Raw genomic sequence first — 21,450 nt, forward strand, 5'->3', positions numbered from 1 at the left:
GGGACCGGGTGGCGAGCTCGTGTGGCGTCAGTCCGCCGAGCCTCGTGTGCGGCCGGCGCTGATTTTAGCCCTCCGGCAGGTGTCTAGAACCGCCTGCATTTCCTCGATGGTCTCGAACCAGGTGCGGCGCCCCTCGACGCGGAAGTGCTCGTCGAGCAGGGCGCGATCCAGCCGCTCGACGATGCCGTTCGACTGCGACCGCTTGACCCGCGTGGTGCGGTGCCCGATGTCCGCGAGCTGGAGGAACAGCTCGTACGGATGCTGGTCGGGCCGGCCGCAGAACGCGCGATGACACCCGAAGATCAGCTTCTGCGCGTCCTTTCCGGTGCGGCCATGACCGCGATCGACGGCCGGACCCAAGCCTCATCCGATCCGTCTCGGATCTGCCGAAATCACGATAAGCTGAGCGACCTTAGCTTGACTTGAACCAGCGGCCGACCGAGGGCACGTTAGGCGCACCAATTCACTGCAGAGTAGCATGTCTGAGCTGTTGAAACCGCAGGTCGAGGGGATGGAGGCTCGGGCGACGCCCGAGCCCTTCATGGCCTTCTTCGAGACGTTGCAGCGCGCCATGGCCGCCAGGGAGTTCTCCACGGCGCAAAGCATCCTCGACAGCGCCGAACCAGGTTGGCGGAACCGCCTTCCGGCCAGGCGGCTGGAGGCCCGCCTGCTTCTTATGCAGGGCAGACTCCCCGAAGCGGAAGCCGCGTGCCGTGCCATTCTCGAGACGCGTCCCGACGACGTCTCCGTCACGGCTCTTCTGTGCAGGGTGCTGGCCGCCGCGGGGCGCGCCGATGAGGCGCGCGATCTGTTTGAGCGGCATCTGTGGACGAGCGAGCTGACCCCCGAGCAGAAGGCCGGCATTCTGGCCGACCTCACCAATGCGGGCGGCGCCGGCGAGATCGAGGCGTTCGTCCGGCGGCTCGAGGCGACGCGGCCGCTGGGGCCAGGGGAATCGGGTCGGCTTGCCATTTCCGAAGCCCGGCTCGGACTGCCCGAACGCGCTCTGGAGAGGCTGATGGGCGTGGAGCGGGCAAACGACCTGTCGCAAGTCCAGACATCGCAGCTGATGCAGCTTCTCGTGCAGGAATTCAGGCTCGACGAGGCCCGGGCCCGAGCGGCCGCGCTCACCGAACGCGAGCCGACCAATCCGGAATGGCTGCTGCGCCTGGCGCAGATCGAATTCCTGGAAGGCAATATCTCCGCGGCTGCCGACCGGCTCGCCGCGGCCTTGGCACTCGCGCCGGGCACACCTGCCCTCCTGAGGGCGCTGGTCGGCATGCCGATGTCTCCCGACCGCTTCCGGGACATCTTCCGCCAAGTCGAAGCCGCCCGCGATCACGTGGAGTTCACCGAGGTCGCGAATTGGTCGTTCGCGCTGGCAGCGCTGCAGGCACGGGAGCCCGAGGCGGCGATCAAGGCGCTGGAGACGATCGGGCCCGGCTCGGACGAATTCCATGCCAACGCCCAGCTCATGCTTTCCGTTCTCCGCAGTCGCCCGCTCGAGGACTGGATCGCACGGCCGCGTCTGGCCGACGACCCCACGCGGGCCGCTCGGATCGTATGTCGGGATGGCGCCGCGGCGACGCTGATCGTATTCCCCGGGCTGCACAACCAGTTCGGTAACCTGCCGTACGGCTACTTGGACGTTCTTCTGTCCGAGCTGCCGGCCAATATCGTGTACCTGCGCGACCTTGGGCAGACTGCCTTCCTGGACGGCACCCGCGGGCTGGGCGAAAGCGAGCCGGCGATGGCCGACAGCCTGAAGAGGATGGCAGGCGAGCTCGCCGCGCCGCGGATCGTGACCCTCGGAAGCAGCATTGGCGGGTTTGCAGCGATCCGCTACGGCGCACGGCTCGGCGCGGCGGCCGCGGTCTCGTTTTCCGGACCGAGCAAGCTGTACTCGACCGACGACCGGCCGGACCGCTCCAAGCGCCGCGTCGGGCTCGCCTTCATGCGGCGCTATTCCGAGCGTCAGCGCGATGTCCTGCCGGATGTCCGGGCGAATCCGGACATGACGGTCTGGCACTTCGCCGGCGCGGAGAACGTCGAGGATATCGGCCAGCAGAACAGGCTGCTCGGCCTTCCCCAGGCGAGGCTAGAGACCGTTCCCGGCGTGGCGAGCCACAATACAGTGTTGCCCACCATCGCGGCCGGACGCCTGTTGGCGATCGTCGCGCGGGCGGTCGGCGGGGATGCCTGACGCGTGCGGATCGCTGCTCTCGCCGGGCCAACCCGCCCAACCGCTCCGCGTCCGCACGAGGCGCTCGCCGCGCTCGCTCACCGGCTCCAGGCGTTCCAGTTCCTGCTCGACCGCTTTTGGCCCGAACCCGGGAGCCGCCGGATCGTCGATCTTGGTGCCGGGCACGGCCTGTTCGCTCAGATCGCAGCGCGTCGCGGCTTCTCCGTGACGGCCGTCGACGCACGGCCGCAATGGACTCTCGCCGATGCGCTTTCCATCGGCCGCAAGCAGCCGAGCCGCGCACGGCCGGAAGTCGCGTGGATCGAAGGCGACGTCCGCAGTTTCGATACGGCAGGCTTCGACGTGGTCTTGGCGATCGGCCTCACCTACCACCTGCCGCTTCAGGCGCAGCGGGATTTCCTTCGGCGGACAGCCGGACAGGCCACCGTGATCGACACCGAGATCTACGATCCGAGTGACCCGGATGCCGCGGCCTGCGAGCGTCTGCGTCCGGTCGTCCTCGACGGCTACGACGGCGCGCTCTGTCGGGAAACCGGCGACCTCTGGTCCTCGATCGACAACGAGGAATCCTTCTGGCCGAGCCACGATGCAATGCTGCGCATGTGCGCCGGGGCAGGCCGGGCGAGCGTGATCGCCGTCGGAGCGCCGTACCGGTCCCGCTTCGGCTGGCGGCAGTGGTACGTCCTCGATGGACCGCTGCCATGAGCGACGCCAGACGCGTGCTCGTCACGGGCACTTTCGACGTCGAGAACTACGGGGATCTCCTGTTCCCGATCGTCGCAGCTCATGAACTCGGATCAAGGGGGTTCGGGGTCGTTCCCGTTTCCCCCACCGGCGCAGCGGTGACCGGACTGGCGGATGCTCCGCGTCCCGTCACCGTCGCCGAGATGATGAGCGGAGAGGCGCCGATCGCGGGCATCCTGATAGGCGGCGGATACATCGTCCATCACCATTCGGCGAGCGTCCTTTCCGAGTATGAGAGCGCCGGAGTCGCGGACTGGGCCTATGCCGGCCTCTGGCTCGGCGCTACGGCGGCGGCTGCGCTCCGAGACGTGCCGGTCGCCTGGAACGCACCCGGCGCTCCGGTGCCGTTCGGCGGCGCCGGCAGGCGGGCACTCATCGGCTCGATGCTGAGGGCCGCCACTTACGTCAGCGTGCGGGACCCCGGGAGCCTGGAATTCCTCGGGCAGCACGAGGGCGTCGACATAAGGGTCGTCCCCGACACCGTGCTCGGACTTGCCCGCGCGTGGCCCCGCGAAGCTCTGGCGGATGCTTGTCGGACGCTCGCGGCTCGCAAGGGCATCTCCGCCGGCACCCGCTGGCTGGCGGTTCACCTGCGAATGCGCACGCTCGGCCAGCTGCAGCTTGCCGATCTCGCTCGCTCAATCGACGCGATCGCTGCGCGGTGGGAGGTCACGCCGCTTCTCATAGCGCTCGGGAGGAGCCTGGACGACGCGGCTGCGGTCAGCGCGCTTTCGGATACGCTCCGCTGCGGCCATGTCCGCCTCGACGATCCGACGAGCCTCAAGGAGATCGCTGCCGCGATCGCCTTCAGCCGGGCCTATGTAGGCGCTTCCATGCACGGCTATGTGACGGCCTGCGCGTATGACGTCCCGGGCGTGATGGTCGCGCGGCCGGCACACCGGAAGTTCGGCGGGCTGGTGAGCCAGCTCGGCCGCCGGGGCGACCTCGCCCAGGACTGGACGAGCGCACTCGATGCGGTCGAGCGCCACATGGCGGCGACCCCGTCGCCCCGGATTCCGGCCTCGGTTCGAATGGCGCTCGACCAGCACTGGTCGGAAATCGGCCGCGCGCTGGAGGATACTCGTGAGGCCGCCGAGCGGCGCCGGCGCTTTCTCGTCGACTATCTGCGGTCGGCGATCGGAGGAGCGGGAGCCGCATGGGCCTTCCAGCCGTTCGTGTCGGCGCGCCGATGATCGGGCAATCGGCAGGAGACCACGGCCGCCGTGTCTTCATGGCGGGGCTCTTCGACCTCCGCAATTACGGCGACCTTCTGTTCCCGCTGCTCGCCGACCGTCGCCTCGCGCAGTACGGCTACCGGATCCAGCCGGTCACCCCCGCCGGGGGCTCCTGCGGATGGGCGGACACGACGCCGTGCATTGCGCTGGAGGGTCTCTTTGCGGAGGAAGGGCAACCCGCAGGTGTGCTCATCGGCGGCGGAAACATCGTCTACGGCGGCGTGCGCGGAAACCATTTGTTGCCCAATTCACCCGAAACGGCCGATCGCGGAGAACTGGCCGCCTGGGGGCCACCCGGCCTTTGGCTCGGGCCGGCCCTCGCCGCAGCCGTGCACGACGTGCCGATCCTCTGGAATGCGCCGGGGCTGCCGCATCCCCTGGCCGGCCACTGGCGCAGCCTTCTCGGCTCGGCCCTCGACGCGTCGGACTACGTGAGCGTGCGCGAGGAGATGAGCCGGTCTCTCGCGCTCGAGACCTCGAGCCGGGCGGATATCCGTGTGGTCCCGGACAGCGCGGCCGAGCTCGCCCGGTTATGGCCGAAGGCCGGGCTCGCCGCCGTCTATCGCACGCTTCTGGAGCGCAAGGGTGCGCGACCGGATGTCCGCATTTGGGCCATTCACCTGCGAGACAGGTCGCTTGGCGAGCACTCGCTCGCGGAGCTGGCGCGTGAGATTGACCGTATCGCCGCGCGGACCGGCCTCACGCCGGCGCTGGTCGCGATAGGCCCGGGGCTTGGCGACGCGACCATGGTGCGCGAGCTGAACGACCGCCTCACAGTGTCGGCGCTGCCTCTCGATGATCCTGCCGGGCCCCGCGAGATTGCCGCCCTCATCTCCCACGCGCACCTCTATGTTGGTGCTTCGCTCCACGGCTACATCACTGCGGCGGCGTACGGCGTGCCGGGTTTGCTGGTCGCGCGCCCACGGCACCGGAAGTTCTCGGGCTTCGTCTCGCAGATCGGCCGGAGCGGCGATCTCAAGGGCGACTGGTGCGCGGCCTTGGACGCCGTCCCTCCCGCGCTCGCCGAAGGTCCGAGCGCGCGCATCCCGGACGAGGTCCACGCCCGACTTGACCGGCATTGGGCCGCGATCGCCGCCGCGCTGAGCAATCCCGCCCGGAGCCGGGCCGCGCGGGCGGCCTTTCTCCGCACCGTCGTTCGGCTGGGCCTGCGGACGCCGTTCGGTCCGGCCTGGCTGCTCTCGCCCATGCTCCGGTCGCGAGCCCATCAACGCCCCGGTGCTTCCGCATGACGCTCGACCTTGTCGGCGGACCGGACATTCTTCGGCCGCCCTTCCCCGTACCGGATGTCCTCCTCGACCCGACGGCCGACACGCTCGTCGACCTCATCCGGCGTCGCGCAGCGGCGCACCCGCAGCGAACCGCCCTCTCCCATCTCGACCGCGGCGAACGGATCGCGGAGGAGGTGAGCTATGGCGAACTCGACCGGCAGGCGCGGGCCGTCGCCGGGTGCCTCCGCAGCGCCGGGCTCGCCGGAAAGGCCGTTCTCCTCAGCCTGCCGTCGGGGCTCGACTTTCTGCGCTGCTTTCTCGGATGCCTCTATGCGGGTGCCTTTGCCGCGCCGGCGCCGGGCATCGAGGGCCGGCGCAGCCTCGAGCGGAACCGCTCGATCATCCGCAGCCTCCGGCCGGCGGCAGTGATCGTACCGGACGGCGCGCACTGTCGGGCGCTGGGCGGGGATCTGCCGGCGGCCTGCCTCGTGATAACCCCGACGGAAGCACTGGATAGCACCCCCGCCGAGCATCTCCGGCGGCCGAAGCCGGACGAACTCGCGTTCATCCAGTACACCTCGGGCTCGGTGTCGGACCCCCGCGGCGTCGGCGTGACGCATCGCAACATCATGGCCAACCAGGCCATGATCCGGGAGGCGTTCGGCCACAGCGCCGATCTCGTCGTGGTGAACTGGCTGCCGCTCCATCACGACATGGGACTGATCGGCTCGGTTCTGCAGGCCCTCTATCTCGGCGGGCGGTGCCTCTCTATGTCGCCCCTCGCCTTTCTGCAGAAGCCCTCGCGCTGGCTGAGTGCGATCCACGCGTTCGGGGCGAGTTCGAGCGGCGGGCCGAACTTCGCCTACGACCTCTGCTGCCGGAAACTGGACGAGACGAGCACGCGCCGGCTCGACCTCTCGGCCTGGCGGGTGGCCTTCTGCGGCTCCGAGCCGGTGCGCGCCGGCACCTTGAGACGATTTGCCGACGCCCTCAGGCCTGCAGGCTTCTCCGAACAGGCGCTCCATCCCTGCTACGGCATGGCGGAGGCCACCCTCTTCGTCAGCAGCGGTCCTCCTGGATCCGGTTTGCGGACCCGGAGGTTTGCCGCCGAGACGGTCTCTTGCGGCCGCGCTTTCGGAGGCTCCCGGATCGCCATTCTCGGCGCAGGGGACGCGCCCGCCGCCGATGGCCAACCGGGCGAGATCTGCGTCGCCGGCGACCACGTGAGCCCGGGCTTCTGGGATGCCGATGCCGGAATGATCCGCCCCGATCCGGCACGCGAGACCCTGATCGAGGACCGGCGCCACCTCAGGACCGGCGATATCGGGGCGATCGTGGCAGGAGAACTCTTCGTGCTCGGCCGCAGCCGCGACATGGTCGTCGTCCGCGGCACGAAGGTTCATGCAGAGGACGTGGAAGCGACCGCGCTGGCGCCGGAGACGGGGGCCGGGCTCGCAGCAGCCGCGGCCTTCGGCATCGAGGAGGAAGACGGAGAAAGCCTGGTCGTGGTTTGCGAGATGGCCCGCACGGCCGAATCCGAAGGCGAGCGGGAGCTGCTGGTGCGCCGGCTTCGGGCGACGATCGGGGAATTGCACGGCCTGGTGCCCGCCGACGTGGTGCTGGTGCGGCCGGGCGTCATACCGCGGTCCATCAACGGCAAGATCCGCCGGTCCGCCTGCCGGGCGCTCTACCTGGAAGGCAGCCTTGCAGGCTACAGCTGGCGCTCCCGGTCGACCGAAGGAGCCTTCGCATGACGGCCGCGCTTCTCGGGACGCAGGACCTTGGCGAGGGGCTGCACCTGGAGGATGACGAGCCGGTCTGGATGCCGGTCGAGCGGGCATGGCGCGTCTCCCGCTACGTCGACGTCGACCGGCTCCTGCGGCATCCGGCGGTCGAGGTCATCGAGATGCACCAGCGGATCGCGCGGCTCGGAGCCAGCGGCGGGCGCGATTACGCCAGCCTCTCCAGCCTGCTCGCGGCGACCCTGTTCTACCGCAACGCGGCGTTTCACACCGATGGCCGCCGCTTCCTGCTCCGAACAATGGCCGAGCTCAGGAATGCGCTTTCGGAGCCTGCGCTCAGGCGGATCGCAAGGGCGATCGTCGGGGAGGCTCGCGAAGGCGGCCGCACCGAGGCCATGCAGGCCATCTGCATGCGCATGCCCCTCGCGGTCATGACCGAGGCGCTGGGCCTCTCGCCCGCCACCGGCGAAGCGATCGCTGCCTCCGGCGGACGGATCATAGGCGCTTGGCTCCCGGCCCTGCCGATGCGGATTCTCGACCTGCTGCAAACCGAAGCCGCCACGATCGAGCGGCTCATCGAAGAGGACATGCGGACGGCAGCCGCGGACGGCACCGCCGGGCTCGCGCTCATGATGCGGCTCAACGCCGACGGCTTCGGATTCACGCCGCGCCAGATCGCCGGGCTTGCGTTCTTCCTCGTCTTTGCGGGGGTCGAGACCACCTCCGCCTTCATGGGCGCCGCGCTCCACCAGATCCACGCGCATCCTGACGTCGAGGCGCGGCTGCGCGCCGATCCCGCCCTGATCGCGCCGGCGCTGGCAGAAGTGCTGCGACTTGCCGGACCGGTCCGGCGCGTGAACGGACGCGTTCTCGGGTCGGAGATCACGCTCGGCGGACGCTCCTTCGAAGCGGGGACGGCGCTCGCGGCGGATCTCGAACGGGCCAATCACGATCCCGCGGTCTTCCCGGATCCGGCGCGGTTCGACATCGACCGCCGCGGCCCGGCGAGCTTCGGCTTCGGCGTCGGCGCCCACGCCTGCATCGGCGCTGCGCTCGCCCGGCTCGAGACCCGGATCCTGGTCGAGGAAATCCTTTCCTCGGCCCGGGTGGAGCTTGTCGATCCGACACCGCGATGGCAGCAGAATCCCGCATTCAGACGCCTTGAGCGCCTGGACCTGATCTTGAGATCCCTTCCGGAATGAAGGCCTACGAAGCCATGAAACAGGCACTCGACGCGGAATTTCTTCGCGCGTGGATTGTAAATTACATCTCGTCCGTGCTCGACATGGACAAGGAGACATTTCCGACCTCCGAGCCTTTCGACAGCTACGGTTTCGATTCCGCCGAGGCCGTCATCATGGCCGGGGTGATGGAGGAGGAGTTCGACGTCGAGATCGACCCGTCCCTGTTCTTCGAGGAACCTTCGGTCGACGGCCTCATCAGCGCGCTGCGCGCCGCCGGCCTCGCGGCCTGACCGCGCCCGGCGCTTCACCTCGATGACCGAGCCCGCCGCAAGCATCGTGGTGATAAGCCACGAGATGGCACGCGAGCTTCCGCGCACCCTGCTCTCGCTGTCTCCGGCCTATCAGCGTTGCTGTTCCCCCGGAACGTGCGAGATCATCGTCGTGGACAACGGCTCCGCGCGCCCGCCCGCTGCACGCGATTTCGACCATCTCGGCCTCGACATCGCGGTCCACGTCTTCCCGGATCCGTCGCCCTCTCCGGTCGCGGCGCTCAATTTCGGCCTGTCGCTGGCACGGGCGCCCTTGATCTGCGCGTGGATCGACGGCGCGAGATTGGCATCGCCGGGGCTCGTCGGCGCTTCGATCGCGGCCGCACGCCTCCATCCGCGGCCGGTGATCGCCTCCCCCAACTACCATCTGGGTCCCGGCCGGCAGTACGTCACCGTGCGCCAGGGCTACGATCAGGCAGAGGAGGATCGGCTGCTGGCGTCGATCGGCTGGCCGGCCGAGGGGGACCGGCTGTTCGAGATTGCGACGCCGGTCTGGCACGCCGGAGAGCTCGGGCCGATGCTGGAAAGCAACGCCCTGTTCCTGACCCGCGCGATGTGGGACGAACTCGGCGGCTACGATCCGCAGTTCGACAGCCCGGGGGGAGGAGCAGCCAATCCCGACGTGTTCATCAGGGCCTGCGAATTGCCCGGCGTGCAGCTGGTGCGGCTGAAGGGCGAGGCGACCTTCCACCAGGTGCATGGCGGGGTGTCGAGCAACGCCTCGAACTACGCGATCGACGTCGGCAAGGCGATCAGCCGCGAATATTTCAGGATCCGGAAGCGGCCCCTCACGCCGGTTCGTGACCGCGGCTGGGTTTTCGATACCCGATCCGGGCAGCTCTGCCTGGATGCCTGACTGCGAGCCTGGGGGGGCGCTGGGCGCGGCACGCAGAGCCGGCTCCAGGTGTCATCTCGGCGGCGCCGAGGACTTCTCCGAATTGGGGGGGCTCCAGGACCAGTACGCCGGGGCCGCGCCGATGGCCCGCATGTCGACGTCGACGAGCACAGGACCAGCAACCGCAACGGCCCGGGAGACCGCCTCTTCGAACAGTTCGGCGCGGTCGACGCGGATGCACGGGATGCCGGCCGCGTCCGCTAGGCGCGAGAGGTCGGGCGACAGCACGTCGAGGTAGCGCCGGCGGCCGTCCACGAGGGCGTCCTGCATGTGGCCTATGGCGGCGTACATGCCGTCGTTCATCACAATGACGGTGAGGTCCACGTTCTGCTGCACCGCCGTCCAGAGCTCGTTCATGGAGAGGGCGAAGCCGCCGTCGCCCACCAAGGCGACGGCCTTTCGACCCTGCTCGCCGGCGGCGATCGCCGCGCCGATCCCGAGCGGCAGGCCGAGCCCGATCGCTGCGCCGACCGAGTGGACCGAATCGCGCGGATTGTAGAGCGGCACCAAGCGGTGGCCCCACGTGCTCGCCGCAACGGTCGCATCCCGGGCGAAGACGCAGTCGCTCGGCAGGGCCTTGCGAAGCTGACGCGCGAAGTCGTGGTAAGGACCGAGCGTCTGGCGGTAAGCGTCGGCGGCCTCCGCGCGGGCCTCGGCGAGGTCAGCATGGAGCCGCGGGTCCGCCGCGTAGCCGGCGGCGACGAGGCGATCGGCGAGGGCCTCGAGGACGAGCCCGGCGTCGCCACGGACGAAGAGGTCGCAGCCATAGGTGCGGCCGGCAGCGCGCGGATCGACGTCGATCTGCACGCGGCGGCGAGGGAGGGAAAGCGTGCCGTCCATCGTCTCGTGCCCGCGCAGGCGCGATCCGACCACCAGCATCAGGTCGACGGTGTCGTAGAACGCTTCGATGCGAGGCGAGCCGGAGCCGTGCAACGCCCCAAGCGTCGCCGGATGGTCGTCCGGCACGATGGCGCGCCCGTTCCACGAGGTGACGATGCCGAAGCCGAGATTGGCGAGGCGCAGGGCCCCGTCGGTCGCGCCCTTGGCACCGTTGCCGAGCCAAAGCATCGGCCGCCGGCTCTCCCGGACCAGCGCCTCGATCGCGGCGAGGTCGGTGGGAGACGGCGCCTGCGGCGGGCGGAGCGGTATGGTGAGGTCGTCGAGGTTGGCGGGTCGTGCGACCGGCAGGCGCTGCAGATCGACGGGAATCTCGACCGTCGCAGGCCCGGTCGGGGCGGAGAGCGCCTCGCAGATCGCCGCGAGGAGGACGCCGAACGTTTCCTCGGCGCGGTGGACCTGCAGACACGCCTTGCCGACAGCGGCCAGCATCTCGCTTTGCCCCGGCACGTCGTGAACCGAGCCGGTGTCGCGACCGAGAAGGCGGGTGGCGCTGCGGCTCGTGATGTGGAGCAGGCGGCTCCCGGCGAAGCGGGCCTCCACCAGCGCCGGCACCGCGTTCGCGGCTCCCGGACCGGTGCTGGTGATGAGAACGCCGAGCTCGCCCGAAACGCGCGCGTAGCCGTCGGCCATGTGACCGCCGCCCATCTCGCCGCGCGAGGATATGAAGCGGATCGCGTTGCGCCGCCCCAGCGCGTCCAGGAGGGGAATGTTGTGAACCGAGGAGATGCCGAACGCGGTCCTGACGCCGCACGCGGCAAGGACCTCAGCGACGAGATCGCTGACGGTGTATTCGCTCACGAAACGCCCTCTGCGGCACCTGCCGCGCTGCCGGCGGAGCCGGAATGGCGCGCGATCTCCAGGGTGCTCGGCTCGCCCGTGACGCGGCGACGCACTAGGTCATTGATCGCGGTCTCGTCGTAGCCGAGCGTGGACAGGACCGCGCGCGAGTCTTCACCGAGGGCGGGGACGCGCCAGTCCGGCGCCGCCGGCTCGTCGGCGTAGCGGATTGGCGTGCCGATGTGGTCCCAGCCGCGCGCGTCGGTCGCTACTATGCCACGCTCGCGGAACTGCGGGTCATCGAGCGCCTCAGGCAGGGTCTTCAGCGGCGCGAGAGGCACGTCCTTACCGGCGAAGAAGCTCACCCAGTCGTCGCGGCTGCGGGTGGCGAAGGTCCCCTTCAGGAACTCACGCAGGGGATCCTGCTCCGGGCCGGGCGGCAGGTTCGCCACCGCCGCGAGGTCGGAGCGGCCGAGCGCGCCGAGGAGGTTGGCGGCGAACTTGGGCTCCTGGCCGCCGAGCGCGATGTGCCCCCCGCACGCGGTCTTATAGACTGCGTACAGCGCGTTGCCGCCGACGGAGCGAGAGCGGGAGAGGTCCGGCTGCTCGCGCCGCACCATCGCCGTGTCGAGGTTGTTGAGGACGCCGGTGAGGAGGCAGTCGGCCATCGACATGTCGAGATAGTCGCCGCGCCCTGTCTGCGCGCGGCGCAGGAGCGCCATAAGGATGCCGGAGAGCGTCATCGCCGAGGAGATGACGTCTGCCGCAGGCACGCCCGGAATCGCGGGCGCGCCGTCCTTGCCGCGGTTCAGGGACAGGACCCCAGTCATCGCCTCGATGGCGAGGTCGTGGCCCGCGAGGTGGCGGTAGGGGCCGGTCTGGCCGAACGCGGAGATGGACGCGTAGACGATCCGCGGCGCCCGCGCCGCGACGGCCGCGTAGTCCACCCCCAGGCGGGCCGCGACGCCGGGGCGAAACGATTCGATCATCACGTCGGCGGTCTCGGCGAGGCGCAGCAGGGCCTCGACGCCGTCCGGGCTCTTGAGGTCCAGCGCGAGGCTCTTCTTGCCGCGATTGGTATTGGCGAAGTACACGCTGACGCCGTCGCGCGCCTCGCCGATCTCGCGCGTTGGCTCCCCGCCGGCCACCGCCTCGACCTTGATGACCTCGGCGCCGTGGTCGGCCATCGTCTGCGTGAGCGCCGGACCCGGCAGGAAGCGCGAGAGGTCGACGACGCGGATGCCCTGCAGCTTCATTCTCGTCCTCTCGGAAGGTGCGGCGCGCGTCAGAACGGCGCGTGTTGGCGGCCGAGCAGGTCGCGGGCGATGATGCCGTGGTGGATCTCGCGCGGCCCGTCCGCCGATTCCATGCCGAGGCAGTCGCGGTAACGCTGCTCGAACGGCAGCGACGTCGCCCAGCCGTAGTGCCCGTGCAGGCGCATGCAGGTGTAGAGCACCTCGTTGGCGACCATGACGCCCCACCACTTCGCCATCGACGATTCAGTGTCGTGGCGCAGGCCCTGGTCCTTCAGCGAAAGCGCGCGGTAGCACAGCATCCGCGCCGCATCGAGCTTGGTCGCCGCCACCGCGAGCTCGGTCGACACCGCCTGCCACTTCGACATGGACTTGCCCATGATCTGGCGCTCCTTGGCGTACTCAATCGTCTCTTCGAGCGACTTCTGCGCCGCGCCGATGCAGGCGAGGGGGACGAAGTTGCGATTGTAGCCGATGATCGTCATCGCCCAGATGAAGCCGGTGTTCTCCTCGCCGATCATGTTGCGCGCGGGGATGCGCACCTCGTCGAAAAAGAAGCTGCCGGCGCGGTCGATGCGCTGCCCCATCCGCTTGAACTCGGACTTCGAGACGCCAGGCAGGTCCGTCGGCACGAGGAAGAAGGACAGACCGCGCGGTCCCGCTCCGCCGGTGCGCGCCGAGACGAACACGACCTTCGAGACGCCGCAGAAGGTGATCGAGGTCTTCTCGCCGGAGATCAGCCAGTCGCCGCCGTCCTTCACAGCCTTGGTGACGATGTTGCCGGCGTCGGCGCCGCCGCGCGGCTCGGTGAAGGCGAGCGACATCTGTTCCCCTGCGGCGATGCGGGGGATCCATTCCGCGCGCAACTCGGGATGCATGGAGGGCGCCATCTCGCCGAGGTGGATGGCGTTGGAGATGATGTAGCGGATGTTGTGGTCAGCGCGGCCGATTTCCTCGCAGACGATGCCGCAGTCGACGAACGAGGCACCCTGGCCGCCGTACTCCTCCGGCAGACGCAGGGTCAGCAAGCCCATGCTGACAATCTTGTCGATGAACTCCTTGGGGAGCCAGCCGTCCTGCTGGTCCCAGCGCTGGTAGTTCGGCAGAAGCTCGGCCTCGGCGAACTTGCGGACCGAGTCCCTGAGGGCGATCTGATCGTCGGAAAAGCCGAAGTCCATGGCGCGTGTCTCCTCGTCTCTAGACGTTCTGCGCGGTCGGGCGCTTGAACGGCCCGGCGATGGGGTGTTTCCAGGGGGAGTAACCCTCGGCCGCGTAGGCTTGCGGGCCGAGCCTGAAGTGCCGTGCGGCGGCCAGGCTTTCGACCGCCGGGAGGTTGGGGTCGTAGAGCGCGTCCGGCCGGGTCGGGCGGGGCCCCGCCTTCGACACGTGCCCGAACGCGGGGCGGCCGATGATTGCCTCGAGCCGCCAGACGCAGTCGATCAGCGCGTCGAGGTCGACGCCGGTCGCGATGCCCATGCCCTCAAGCATGTGCATGACGTCTTCCGTCGCCGCCATCGCCGAGGCGCGCCCGTTGCCGCAGTACTGGCCCCCACCGATGCCGCCGAGCGTGCCATCGATCATGAGCGTGTCGCCCGGACCCAGCGTGCGCAGCGCCGCGCAGATGCCGGGGAGCGCCATGCCGCGCGCGTCGTGCATGTGGAGGTGGAACTGCCGCACGCGAGGCCAGCGCCGCCGGATCTCGATGAGGTCGGCCTCGAGGAGGTGGGGCAGCGAGAAGCTCTGCGAGTCGTGCAGGCCGATCTCGACCACCTCGAGCCCGGCAGCCGTCAGCGTCTCGATCTGACGCGTCAGCATCGCAAGGCGGTAGTCCTGCGGGAACGGGCCGAGGAAATTGGAGCCCCAGGCCGAGGCTATGCCGACGCGCGCCGTACGCACACCGCGCGCCTTGGAGGCGGCGATCATCTGCGGCCACGACGCCATGATCTCATCGATCGAGCGGTTGACGTTGCGGCGCTGGTGAACGTCGCAGATGTCGATGAAGAGCGAGCACAGTTCCTCCTCGACCGTCAGCGGCGGGGAGAACTCGGCTGCGCGCTCGCGCGCCTTCTGGTTATGGATGAACGGGACGTAGGTCACGCCCTCCCGCGGCCGGAAGCGGCGCAGGAGCTCCTCAAAATCCGCCATCTGCGGAACGAAGCGGGGGCTCACGAAGGCGCCGACCGTGATGCGCTTCAGCCCGGTCGCCGACAACGCCTCAAGGAAGCGGACGCGGGTGTCGAGCGGGATCCCGACATCCTCGATGCCGAAGCCCTCGCGCATCACCTCTTCGCTGTAGATCACAGCCGGCCAACTCACGTCCTGGCTCTCCGTCTGGGTTCGGATCGGGGTCGAAGGTCGCGAGGGCCGGACATGCGCGCCTCGCTGTCAGTTCTAATTATCTAACTATTAAGCGCGGGCCGAGCAAGCCTGCTGTTGCCTGGGCTCGCTCAGCGGGCCAGATGCACCACGGTGGTGATGATCTCCGGGAATGCGGTGAGGACGCAGACGAGCACGATGTCGGCCGCGATGAACGGCATGACGCCGCGGAAGACGGTCTGCACGGAAATTTCGGGATGCGCGCTGCTGACGATGAAGCAGCACAGCCCGAACGGCGGCGTCAGCAGGCCGATCGCACACAGCTTCGCGACGATCACGCCGAACCAGACCGGGTCGTAGCCGAGGCCGACGACCAGCGGGAAGACGATCGGCAGCGTGAGCAGCATGATCCCGAGCGCGTCGATGAACATGCCGAGCACGATGAACAGAGCATAGACGAACAAGAGAACGACCGTCGGGGAGACGTCGAGATTCTTGACCCAGTCCGAGATGAACGCCGGCAGGTTGGCGTAGCCGAGGAAGAGCACAAAGATCATGATGCTCCACACGATCGTGAACACCACGACCGTCAGCTTGGCCGTCTCCATGAATGCAGCCCGCAGCGCGCGCAGAGAGCTGCGGTTGAGAAGGCTGAGGATCAGCATGAAGAACGCGGCCAGCGCGCCAGCCTCGGTCGGCGTCGCCCAGCCATAGAACATCGCCGTGAAAATCGTTGCTACGATCATCACGATCGGGAGCACGCCGGGCACGCTCTGGGCGCGCTCGCGCCAACTGTAGCGGCGCAGCCGCGGCGCGATCTCGGGATTGCGGATCGCGAGGATGGTGATGATGATCCCGTAGGTGATCGCCGTCAGCACGCCCGGGATGAAGCCCGCTACGAGAAGGTCGGCGACCGACTGTTCGGTGATGATCGCGTAGACGACGAGGAGGGTGGACGGCGGGATGATCGAATCGAGCACCGACCCGGCCGCGACCGAGCCGCCCGCGAGCGATTTCGTGTAGCCGTCCTTCAGCATCTCGGGGATCGCGATGCGGCTGAACACGGCCGCTGCCGCCGCGCTGGAGCCGCACACCGCCCCGAACGCGGCGACGGCGAGCACGGTCGCGGTCGCAAGCCCGCCCGGCAGGCGGCCGAACCAGCGCCGGCTCGCCTCGAACGCGGCTCTCGATACGCCTGCGCACTGGGCGAGATAGCCGAGCAGGATGAACATCGGCAGCACCGACAGCGTGTAGGCGGTGCCCTTGCCGTAGGGCACCGTTCCCGCTGTGCGGATGCCGGCGTCGAGCCCCAGCATCGCGACCAGGCCGACGATGCCGACGAGCCCAGCCGCGTACGCGATCCTGACGCCAAGCAGGCCGAGGACGACGAGGCCCAACGCGCCCAGCCCACCGAGTTCCAACGCCCCGAGTGCCATCACGACTGCCTTGTGGAGGGTGCGCCGATGCTGGGAGCGGCCAAGCGCCGGCCGTAGCCCACCATGGAGAGGAGGACGCGCAGCCACAGGAGAGCCAGCGAGACGCACAGGAGGAGCTTCGACGGCCAGAGCGGGGCGCGGATGTCCATGGTCGAATCGCCGAGCTGCCAGGTCCGCTGGAAACTGAACCAGGTCGCGTAGACGAGCACGGAAGCCGCGACGAGCGCGATGGCGCAGAGAAACATCTCGAACGCGGCGCGGGTGCGGCCCGAGAGGGCACCGGGCAAGAAGTCCATGCGGATGTGGGCCTGGAGGCGCTCGGCATAGGCGATCGCGGCGAACGCGATCACAGACATCATGAGCTCGACATAGTCGATATAGCCGGGGATCTGCAGGTTCCAGACGACCCGCACGACGATCTGCACGACGCCGAGGAGCATAAGCGCGAAGATGAACACCGCAGCCGCCCCTGCGAACATGTTCTCCACCGTCCGCAGCACCCGGTCGACGACCGGGACCTCAGCCGGAAGAGTGTCGATGGCGGCACTGTCGCTTTCCATGGACTACTCCGCGAGGTGAGTACGCGGGCGGCTGTCGGCCGCCCGCTGCAGGGCCTACCGCGCGGCCGGGGCGTCGGCGGCCCCGAGCACGAAGTCGAGCAGTGCCTGGGCCTCAGGGTGGGCGGCGCTGTTCTTCGCCACCCACTCTTCCCAGATCGGCCTCGCGCCGACCCGGCGCAGCTCCGCCATGTCCTCGTCCGAAATCTCGATCAGCGTCATCCCGGACGCCTTGATCTTGTCTAAGGCCGCTGCGGTGTCATGCTCCATCGCCGCGATCTGTGCGGCGTAGGCGGCCTCGCGCGCCTCCATGAGCACGTCGCGGTACTGCTGCGGCAGCGCGTCCCAGGCCTCGATGCTGAGCACGACCGGCAGCGCGGTGCCGGACATGCCCATGTTCGTCGTCATCCAGTCGCCGAGCTCGTAGGTGCGGTAGGAGACGTGGGCGTAGTAAGGCAGGGCGACCGCCGAAATTAGGCCGCGGTCCATCGCGACGTACATCTCCTGCGGCGGCATGTTGCTGGTCACGGCGCCGAACTTGGACAGCGCGTCGCCATTGCCGCCGAGCGCGCGCATGCGCATTCCCGAAATGTCGGCGAGCTTCTGCGGCGGGTTGCCCTTGCCCATCAGTTCGTATGTCGGCAGCAGGCTCGACATGAACGGAAACGCGCCCCACCCCGCGAACTCGCGGAGGATCGCCTTGTTCAGATGCACCGCGTCGTGGACCGCGCGCTGCTCCTCGGCGCCCGAGATCGGCAGGAACGGCAGGTCGAGGACGGTGTAGAGCGGCAGCCGCTCAGCCGAGACCGACGCCTGGACTGTCGCTCCCTGAATGGCGCCGATCTTGATGAGGTCGAGGAACTCGCGGCTGTCGCCGAAAGTGCCGTAGCCGATGGTGATGGAGAAGCGGCTGTCCGTCTTCTCCTCGACGAACTTCTTGATGGTCTCGATGTGGGTGGTCGCGGCGCGCGGCGAACCCATGGTGGCGATGCGCCAGTTCACCGAGGGGAGCGCGTCCTGCGCGAGCGCGGGCCCGGCGAGCAGGGTGGCGACGGCAACGGTGAGCGAAAGGCGAAGGGACGGTATCATTCTGCTGACGTCCTCTGAGTAGGAGCCCGGGGGCATGGTGGCCCGCCAACCCGGGCGGGCGGAGGAGCGAGCAGGCGGCTACTGCCGCGCCTTCTCGACCTCGGACATGACGAACTCGAACGTGTCGCGGCCGGGCAGGCCTTCGGCCTCCCGCTCTGCGATCCACTCGTCCCACACCGGTTTGCCACCGGCCGCGCGGAACGCCTCGAGGTCACGTTCCGCAAACTGGACGAGCTCGACGCCGGCGCCCTTGATCTTGGCGAGCGACTTCGCGTCGTCGTCCTGGATCGCCTTCTTCTGCGCGGCGTAGGCGACCTCGCGCGCCTGGTTGAGCAGCGTCTGGTATTGCGGCGGCAGCTCGTCCCAGGCGCTCTGCGAAAGCGTCACCGGGAAAGCGGTGGTTCCGAGTGCGAGGTTGGTCGTCATCCACTTGCCGAGCTCGTAGCTGCGGAAGGAGACGTGCGCGTAGTAGGGGAACGCGACGCCGTCGAGCAGCCCGCGGTCCAGCGCGACGTAGACCTCCGACGCCGGCATGTTGACGGACGAGGCGCCGAGGCGATCGAGGGCGTCGCCCGCTCCACCCAGCGCGCGGATGCGCATGCCTGCGATGTCGGCGAGCTCGGCCGGCTTGGCGTTCGTTCCCATCAGCTCGTACTGCGGCAGCAGGCTCGACATGAACGGCATCGCGTTCCAGGCCGCGAACTCCTTGGCGACAGGCGGGTAGGCGTGGACTGCCTCGTGCACCTTGCGCTGCACGTCCGGGTCGGAGAGCGGCAGGAACGGCAGGTCGCGCACCGAATAGAGCGCCAGCCGCGAGCCGGAGAGGGACGGCTGAACCGTTGCACCCTGCACCGCGCCGACCTTCAGAAGGTCGAGGAACTCGCGCGGCTCCCCGAGCGTACCGTAGCCGATGGTGATCGAGAAGTTGCCGCCGGTCTGCTCCTCGACATACGTCCTGAGCGTCTCGATGTGCGTCAAGCCTGTTCGCGGCGATCCGAACGTCGCGATCCTCCAGCTGACCTTGGGTCCCTTGACCGCCTGTGCCGATGCGGACGTTGTCGCGAACGCGGTCGTGACCGCGAGCGCGGCCGCAAGGATGCTCAGTCTCATTCATCCCTCCCGTGGGGCGCGGGTTCTTGTTTGCGCCCTTCTGCGTGTGATGCGGCGTGACCGCGCCGGGTCAGCCGATGATGTTGCGCTCCCTCAATGCGTCCAGCTCGTCCTGTGGCAGGTTCAGCTCACGGGCGAGGACCTCATCGCTTGCTTCGCCGAGGTGCTGGCCGGGCCAGCGGATCGCCGCCGGCATCCGCCGCAGCCGCGGCACCGGGGCGGCGAGGCAGACGTGGCCACGGTCGTGGTCGGGCACGTCGACGAAGTTGCCGCGAGCCACCACCTGCGGGTGAGTCATCAGGTCGCCGATGCTCTGGATCTTGACCGCCGGCACGTCCGCCGCCGACAGCGCGTCCAGCGCCGCGGCGGTTGTGTGGCGGCGGAGCCAGGCGTTGATCTCGGCGTCGAGCGCCGGACGGTTCGCAACCCGATCGGTGTTCCGCTTGAATCTCGGGTCCTCGATCAGGTCCGGGCGGCCGATGACGGTCATCAACCGCCCGAAGACACGGTCTCCGGTGCCGCTGACGAAGATCCACTCGCCGTCGCCGGTCAGGTAGGCGCCGCCCGGCGCGACGTAGCCCGGAGTATTGCCGGACCGCTCGGTGACGATGCCTTCGTGGCGGAAGGTCTGCGGCATTTCCTTCAGGAACGGCAGCATCGTCTCGTAGAGTGCGAGGTCGACGTCGTCGCCCTCCCGCTCGCCGCGCCGCAGCCTGCCGAGCATCGCGGTGACCGCGCCGAACGCAGCCCACAGGCCCGCCGTGAAGTCGCAGACGGGGAGCCCCGCCTGCTGCGGCGGCCCGTCAGGCTCGCCGGTGACGTAAACGAGTCCGCAGAACGCCTGCGCGTTGCGGTCGAATCCGGGGACGTCGCGCCACGGGCCGTCCTGGCCGTAACCGCTGATGCGTACGACCACGAGTTCGGGACGCTGCGCGCGCATCCACTCGGCGGTGATACCCCACCGGTCGAGGGTGCCGGGGCGGAAGTTCTCGATCAGGACGTCGGTCGTCGCGAGCAGGCGAGCGAGGATGTCGCGCCCCTCCGGATGGCGAATATCGAGCGCGACGGAGCGCTTGTTGCGGCCGATGGACGACCACCAATAGCCGCTTTCGCCGCCTGGCGGGTAGGCGCCGAGCGTGCGCATCGGGTCGCCCTGGCCCGGAAGTTCGATCTTGATGACATCGGCGCCGAAGTCGGCGAGAAGGGCGGCGGCGAACGGCGCCGAAATGAAGGTCCCGAGTTCGATCACCCGGACGCCCGCGAGTGCGGCCGGCGATGATCCCTCGCAACTCGTCATCGCGCGAAGCCGGCGGTGGAATGCGTCGCGCCCGCGTCCGCATGCGGAAGAAACGTTCGCATGTGTGCAGCTTCGACCTCTGACGGAGGTTGAACACGTCGCGGCAAGGCCGATCGAGCGGTGGCCTGCCTGACGTTCTAATTGTATAACCCTTTTCCAAGGGTGGCAACAGCCTCGCCGCGTGGATGGCGGCTTCACTTGCCTGCTGCATTGTAGCAGAACCGGGGTGCGGTCTCCGCCAGCGGTTCACCGTCCCCTCAAACAGCCCGCGGATTTCCATGACCGACCACGCAGCAGTGCGCAAAACGACGGCGATCGCAACGGCCCCGAGGCCACTCAAAGCCGCGCTCCGCGTGGCGACCGAACTGCGACGCCAGATCGTGACGGGTCAGCTTCGGCCCGGCGACCGGCTGCCGCCGGAGAACGCGCTGCAGACCCAGTTCGCAATCTCGCGACCGACCCTGCGCGAGGCGTTGCGGCTGCTCGAGGCGCAGTCGCTCATCACCATCGCCCGCGGCAAGCACGGCGGCGCCAAGGTCACCTCGATCGATCTGCGGACGATCGCGAGCCAGGTCGGCGTGTTCCTGCAGATCGAGGGAACCTCGCTCGACGACCTCTGGACCGCGCGCACGATCATCGAGCCGCCCGCAGCGGGCATGCTCGCCGCGCGCCGCGATCCGGACGCCCTCCTCGCGCTGAAGGCCAACATCGAGGGCGCGCGCGAAGCCTCGCGGAAGGACCTCATCCGCTACGCCGGCCTCAGCGCCGAGTTCTCGATGCTGATCATCCAGCACTGCGGCAACAAGACGATCCATCTGCTCGCCTCGCTGATCTACGACCTCATTCGCCGTCAGCACGAGCACGTGACCGAGCGCACGCTCGGGCGCCCGAGCGTCGACAAGCTGCGGCAGAACAGCATCCGCAGCCGCGAGGCGCTCGTCGGCATGCTGCGGGCCGATCCGCCCGAGGCCGTGGAGGAGTTCTGGCGCGACCATCTCTGCCACATGCGCGATCTGGTGCTAACCGCGTACGAGAAGCCGCGCACGATCGACGTACTCGGCAGCGCCCCGGCGGGCGCGGGCGGAGCGGCGAAGGCGTCGTGACGGCGGCGAGGCGGCGCGGTCGTCGTTCCACACCGTCGGTCAGCTCGGTGC

Annotated in this window: 19 protein-coding genes; 9 read left to right on the top strand and 10 right to left on the bottom strand. The window is 68.9% G+C overall.

The window, feature by feature from the left end:
- Positions 1-27: 27 nt before the first annotated feature.
- Positions 28-360 (bottom strand): hypothetical protein, encoded by a 333-nt coding sequence (locus E4O86_RS24010; RefSeq protein WP_425500104.1) that lies wholly within the window; start codon positions 358-360, stop codon positions 28-30.
- 118 nt (positions 361-478) lie between these two features.
- On the opposite strand from E4O86_RS24010, the gene E4O86_RS02355 reads away from it, so the two are divergent.
- From E4O86_RS02355 to E4O86_RS02390, 8 genes are read left to right on the top strand one after another with little or no spacing between them, the layout of a single operon-like run.
- A complete protein-coding gene (locus E4O86_RS02355) occupies positions 479-2,203 on the top strand; it encodes a tetratricopeptide repeat protein (protein ID WP_161138915.1) in 1,725 nt (574 codons plus the stop codon).
- Positions 2,204-2,206: 3 nt separating this feature from the next.
- The gene (locus tag E4O86_RS02360; RefSeq protein WP_161138916.1) at positions 2,207-2,908 is read left to right on the top strand and encodes a methyltransferase domain-containing protein; all 702 of its coding nucleotides are present in this window, start codon (positions 2,207-2,209) and stop codon (positions 2,906-2,908) included.
- Entirely contained in the window at positions 2,905-4,140 is a 1,236-nt protein-coding gene (locus E4O86_RS02365) for a polysaccharide pyruvyl transferase family protein (RefSeq protein ID WP_161138917.1), read from the top strand. The genes E4O86_RS02360 and E4O86_RS02365 overlap by 4 nt, the downstream gene beginning before the upstream one ends.
- On the top strand, positions 4,104-5,432 hold the full coding sequence (locus tag E4O86_RS02370; protein ID WP_161138918.1) for a polysaccharide pyruvyl transferase family protein: 1,329 nt from the start codon (positions 4,104-4,106) through the stop codon (positions 5,430-5,432). Before E4O86_RS02365 ends, E4O86_RS02370 begins: the two co-directional genes overlap by 37 nt.
- Complete coding sequence (locus E4O86_RS02375) at positions 5,429-7,165, top strand: fatty acyl-AMP ligase (RefSeq protein ID WP_161138919.1); 1,737 nt, start codon at positions 5,429-5,431, stop codon at positions 7,163-7,165. Before E4O86_RS02370 ends, E4O86_RS02375 begins: the two co-directional genes overlap by 4 nt.
- Entirely contained in the window at positions 7,162-8,355 is a 1,194-nt protein-coding gene (locus E4O86_RS02380) for a cytochrome P450 (RefSeq protein ID WP_161138920.1), read from the top strand. The genes E4O86_RS02375 and E4O86_RS02380 overlap by 4 nt, the downstream gene beginning before the upstream one ends.
- Positions 8,356-8,369: 14 nt before the next feature.
- The gene (locus E4O86_RS02385; RefSeq protein WP_161138921.1) at positions 8,370-8,627 is read left to right on the top strand and encodes an acyl carrier protein; all 258 of its coding nucleotides are present in this window, start codon (positions 8,370-8,372) and stop codon (positions 8,625-8,627) included.
- A gap of 22 nt (positions 8,628-8,649) precedes the next feature.
- Positions 8,650-9,522: a glycosyltransferase family 2 protein gene (locus E4O86_RS02390; RefSeq protein ID WP_161138922.1), complete on the top strand. Its 873-nt coding sequence runs from the start codon at positions 8,650-8,652 to the stop codon at positions 9,520-9,522.
- 51 nt (positions 9,523-9,573) lie between these two features.
- On the opposite strand, the gene E4O86_RS02395 is transcribed toward E4O86_RS02390, so the two are convergent.
- From E4O86_RS02395 to E4O86_RS02435, 9 genes are all read right to left on the bottom strand, one after another.
- Positions 9,574-11,259: a thiamine pyrophosphate-binding protein gene (locus tag E4O86_RS02395; protein WP_161138923.1), complete on the bottom strand. Its 1,686-nt coding sequence runs from the start codon at positions 11,257-11,259 to the stop codon at positions 9,574-9,576.
- A complete protein-coding gene (locus E4O86_RS02400; protein WP_161138924.1) occupies positions 11,256-12,494 on the bottom strand; it encodes a CaiB/BaiF CoA transferase family protein in 1,239 nt (412 codons plus the stop codon). The genes E4O86_RS02395 and E4O86_RS02400 overlap by 4 nt, the downstream gene beginning before the upstream one ends.
- Before the next feature lie 29 nt (positions 12,495-12,523).
- Complete coding sequence (locus E4O86_RS02405; protein ID WP_161138925.1) at positions 12,524-13,669, bottom strand: acyl-CoA dehydrogenase family protein; 1,146 nt, start codon at positions 13,667-13,669, stop codon at positions 12,524-12,526.
- Positions 13,670-13,688: 19 nt separating this feature from the next.
- Complete coding sequence (locus E4O86_RS02410) at positions 13,689-14,807, bottom strand: beta/alpha barrel domain-containing protein (RefSeq protein ID WP_161138926.1); 1,119 nt, start codon at positions 14,805-14,807, stop codon at positions 13,689-13,691.
- 131 nt (positions 14,808-14,938) lie between these two features.
- Positions 14,939-16,243, bottom strand: a complete 1,305-nt coding sequence (locus tag E4O86_RS02415; RefSeq protein WP_161138927.1) for a TRAP transporter large permease — start codon at positions 16,241-16,243, stop codon at positions 14,939-14,941.
- On the bottom strand, positions 16,243-16,803 hold the full coding sequence (locus E4O86_RS02420) for a TRAP transporter small permease subunit (protein ID WP_161138928.1): 561 nt from the start codon (positions 16,801-16,803) through the stop codon (positions 16,243-16,245). Before E4O86_RS02420 ends, E4O86_RS02415 begins: the two co-directional genes overlap by 1 nt.
- Before the next feature lie 54 nt (positions 16,804-16,857).
- A complete protein-coding gene (dctP, locus tag E4O86_RS02425; RefSeq protein ID WP_161138929.1) occupies positions 16,858-17,889 on the bottom strand; it encodes a TRAP transporter substrate-binding protein DctP in 1,032 nt (343 codons plus the stop codon).
- A gap of 78 nt (positions 17,890-17,967) precedes the next feature.
- Positions 17,968-18,999 carry a TRAP transporter substrate-binding protein DctP gene (gene dctP, locus E4O86_RS02430; RefSeq protein WP_161138930.1) on the bottom strand — a complete coding sequence of 344 codons (1,032 nt, stop codon included), beginning with the start codon at positions 18,997-18,999 and terminating at the stop codon, positions 17,968-17,970.
- Between the two features lie 70 nt (positions 19,000-19,069).
- Positions 19,070-20,296: a CaiB/BaiF CoA transferase family protein gene (locus tag E4O86_RS02435; protein WP_246206123.1), complete on the bottom strand. Its 1,227-nt coding sequence runs from the start codon at positions 20,294-20,296 to the stop codon at positions 19,070-19,072.
- A gap of 353 nt (positions 20,297-20,649) precedes the next feature.
- On the opposite strand from E4O86_RS02435, the gene E4O86_RS02440 reads away from it, so the two are divergent.
- The gene (locus tag E4O86_RS02440; RefSeq protein WP_205520646.1) at positions 20,650-21,399 is read left to right on the top strand and encodes a GntR family transcriptional regulator; all 750 of its coding nucleotides are present in this window, start codon (positions 20,650-20,652) and stop codon (positions 21,397-21,399) included.
- Positions 21,400-21,450 lie beyond the last annotated feature (51 nt).

Source organism: Propylenella binzhouense (genome assembly GCF_009866965.1).
Classification (GTDB): Bacteria; Pseudomonadota; Alphaproteobacteria; order Rhizobiales; family Afifellaceae; genus Propylenella; species Propylenella binzhouense.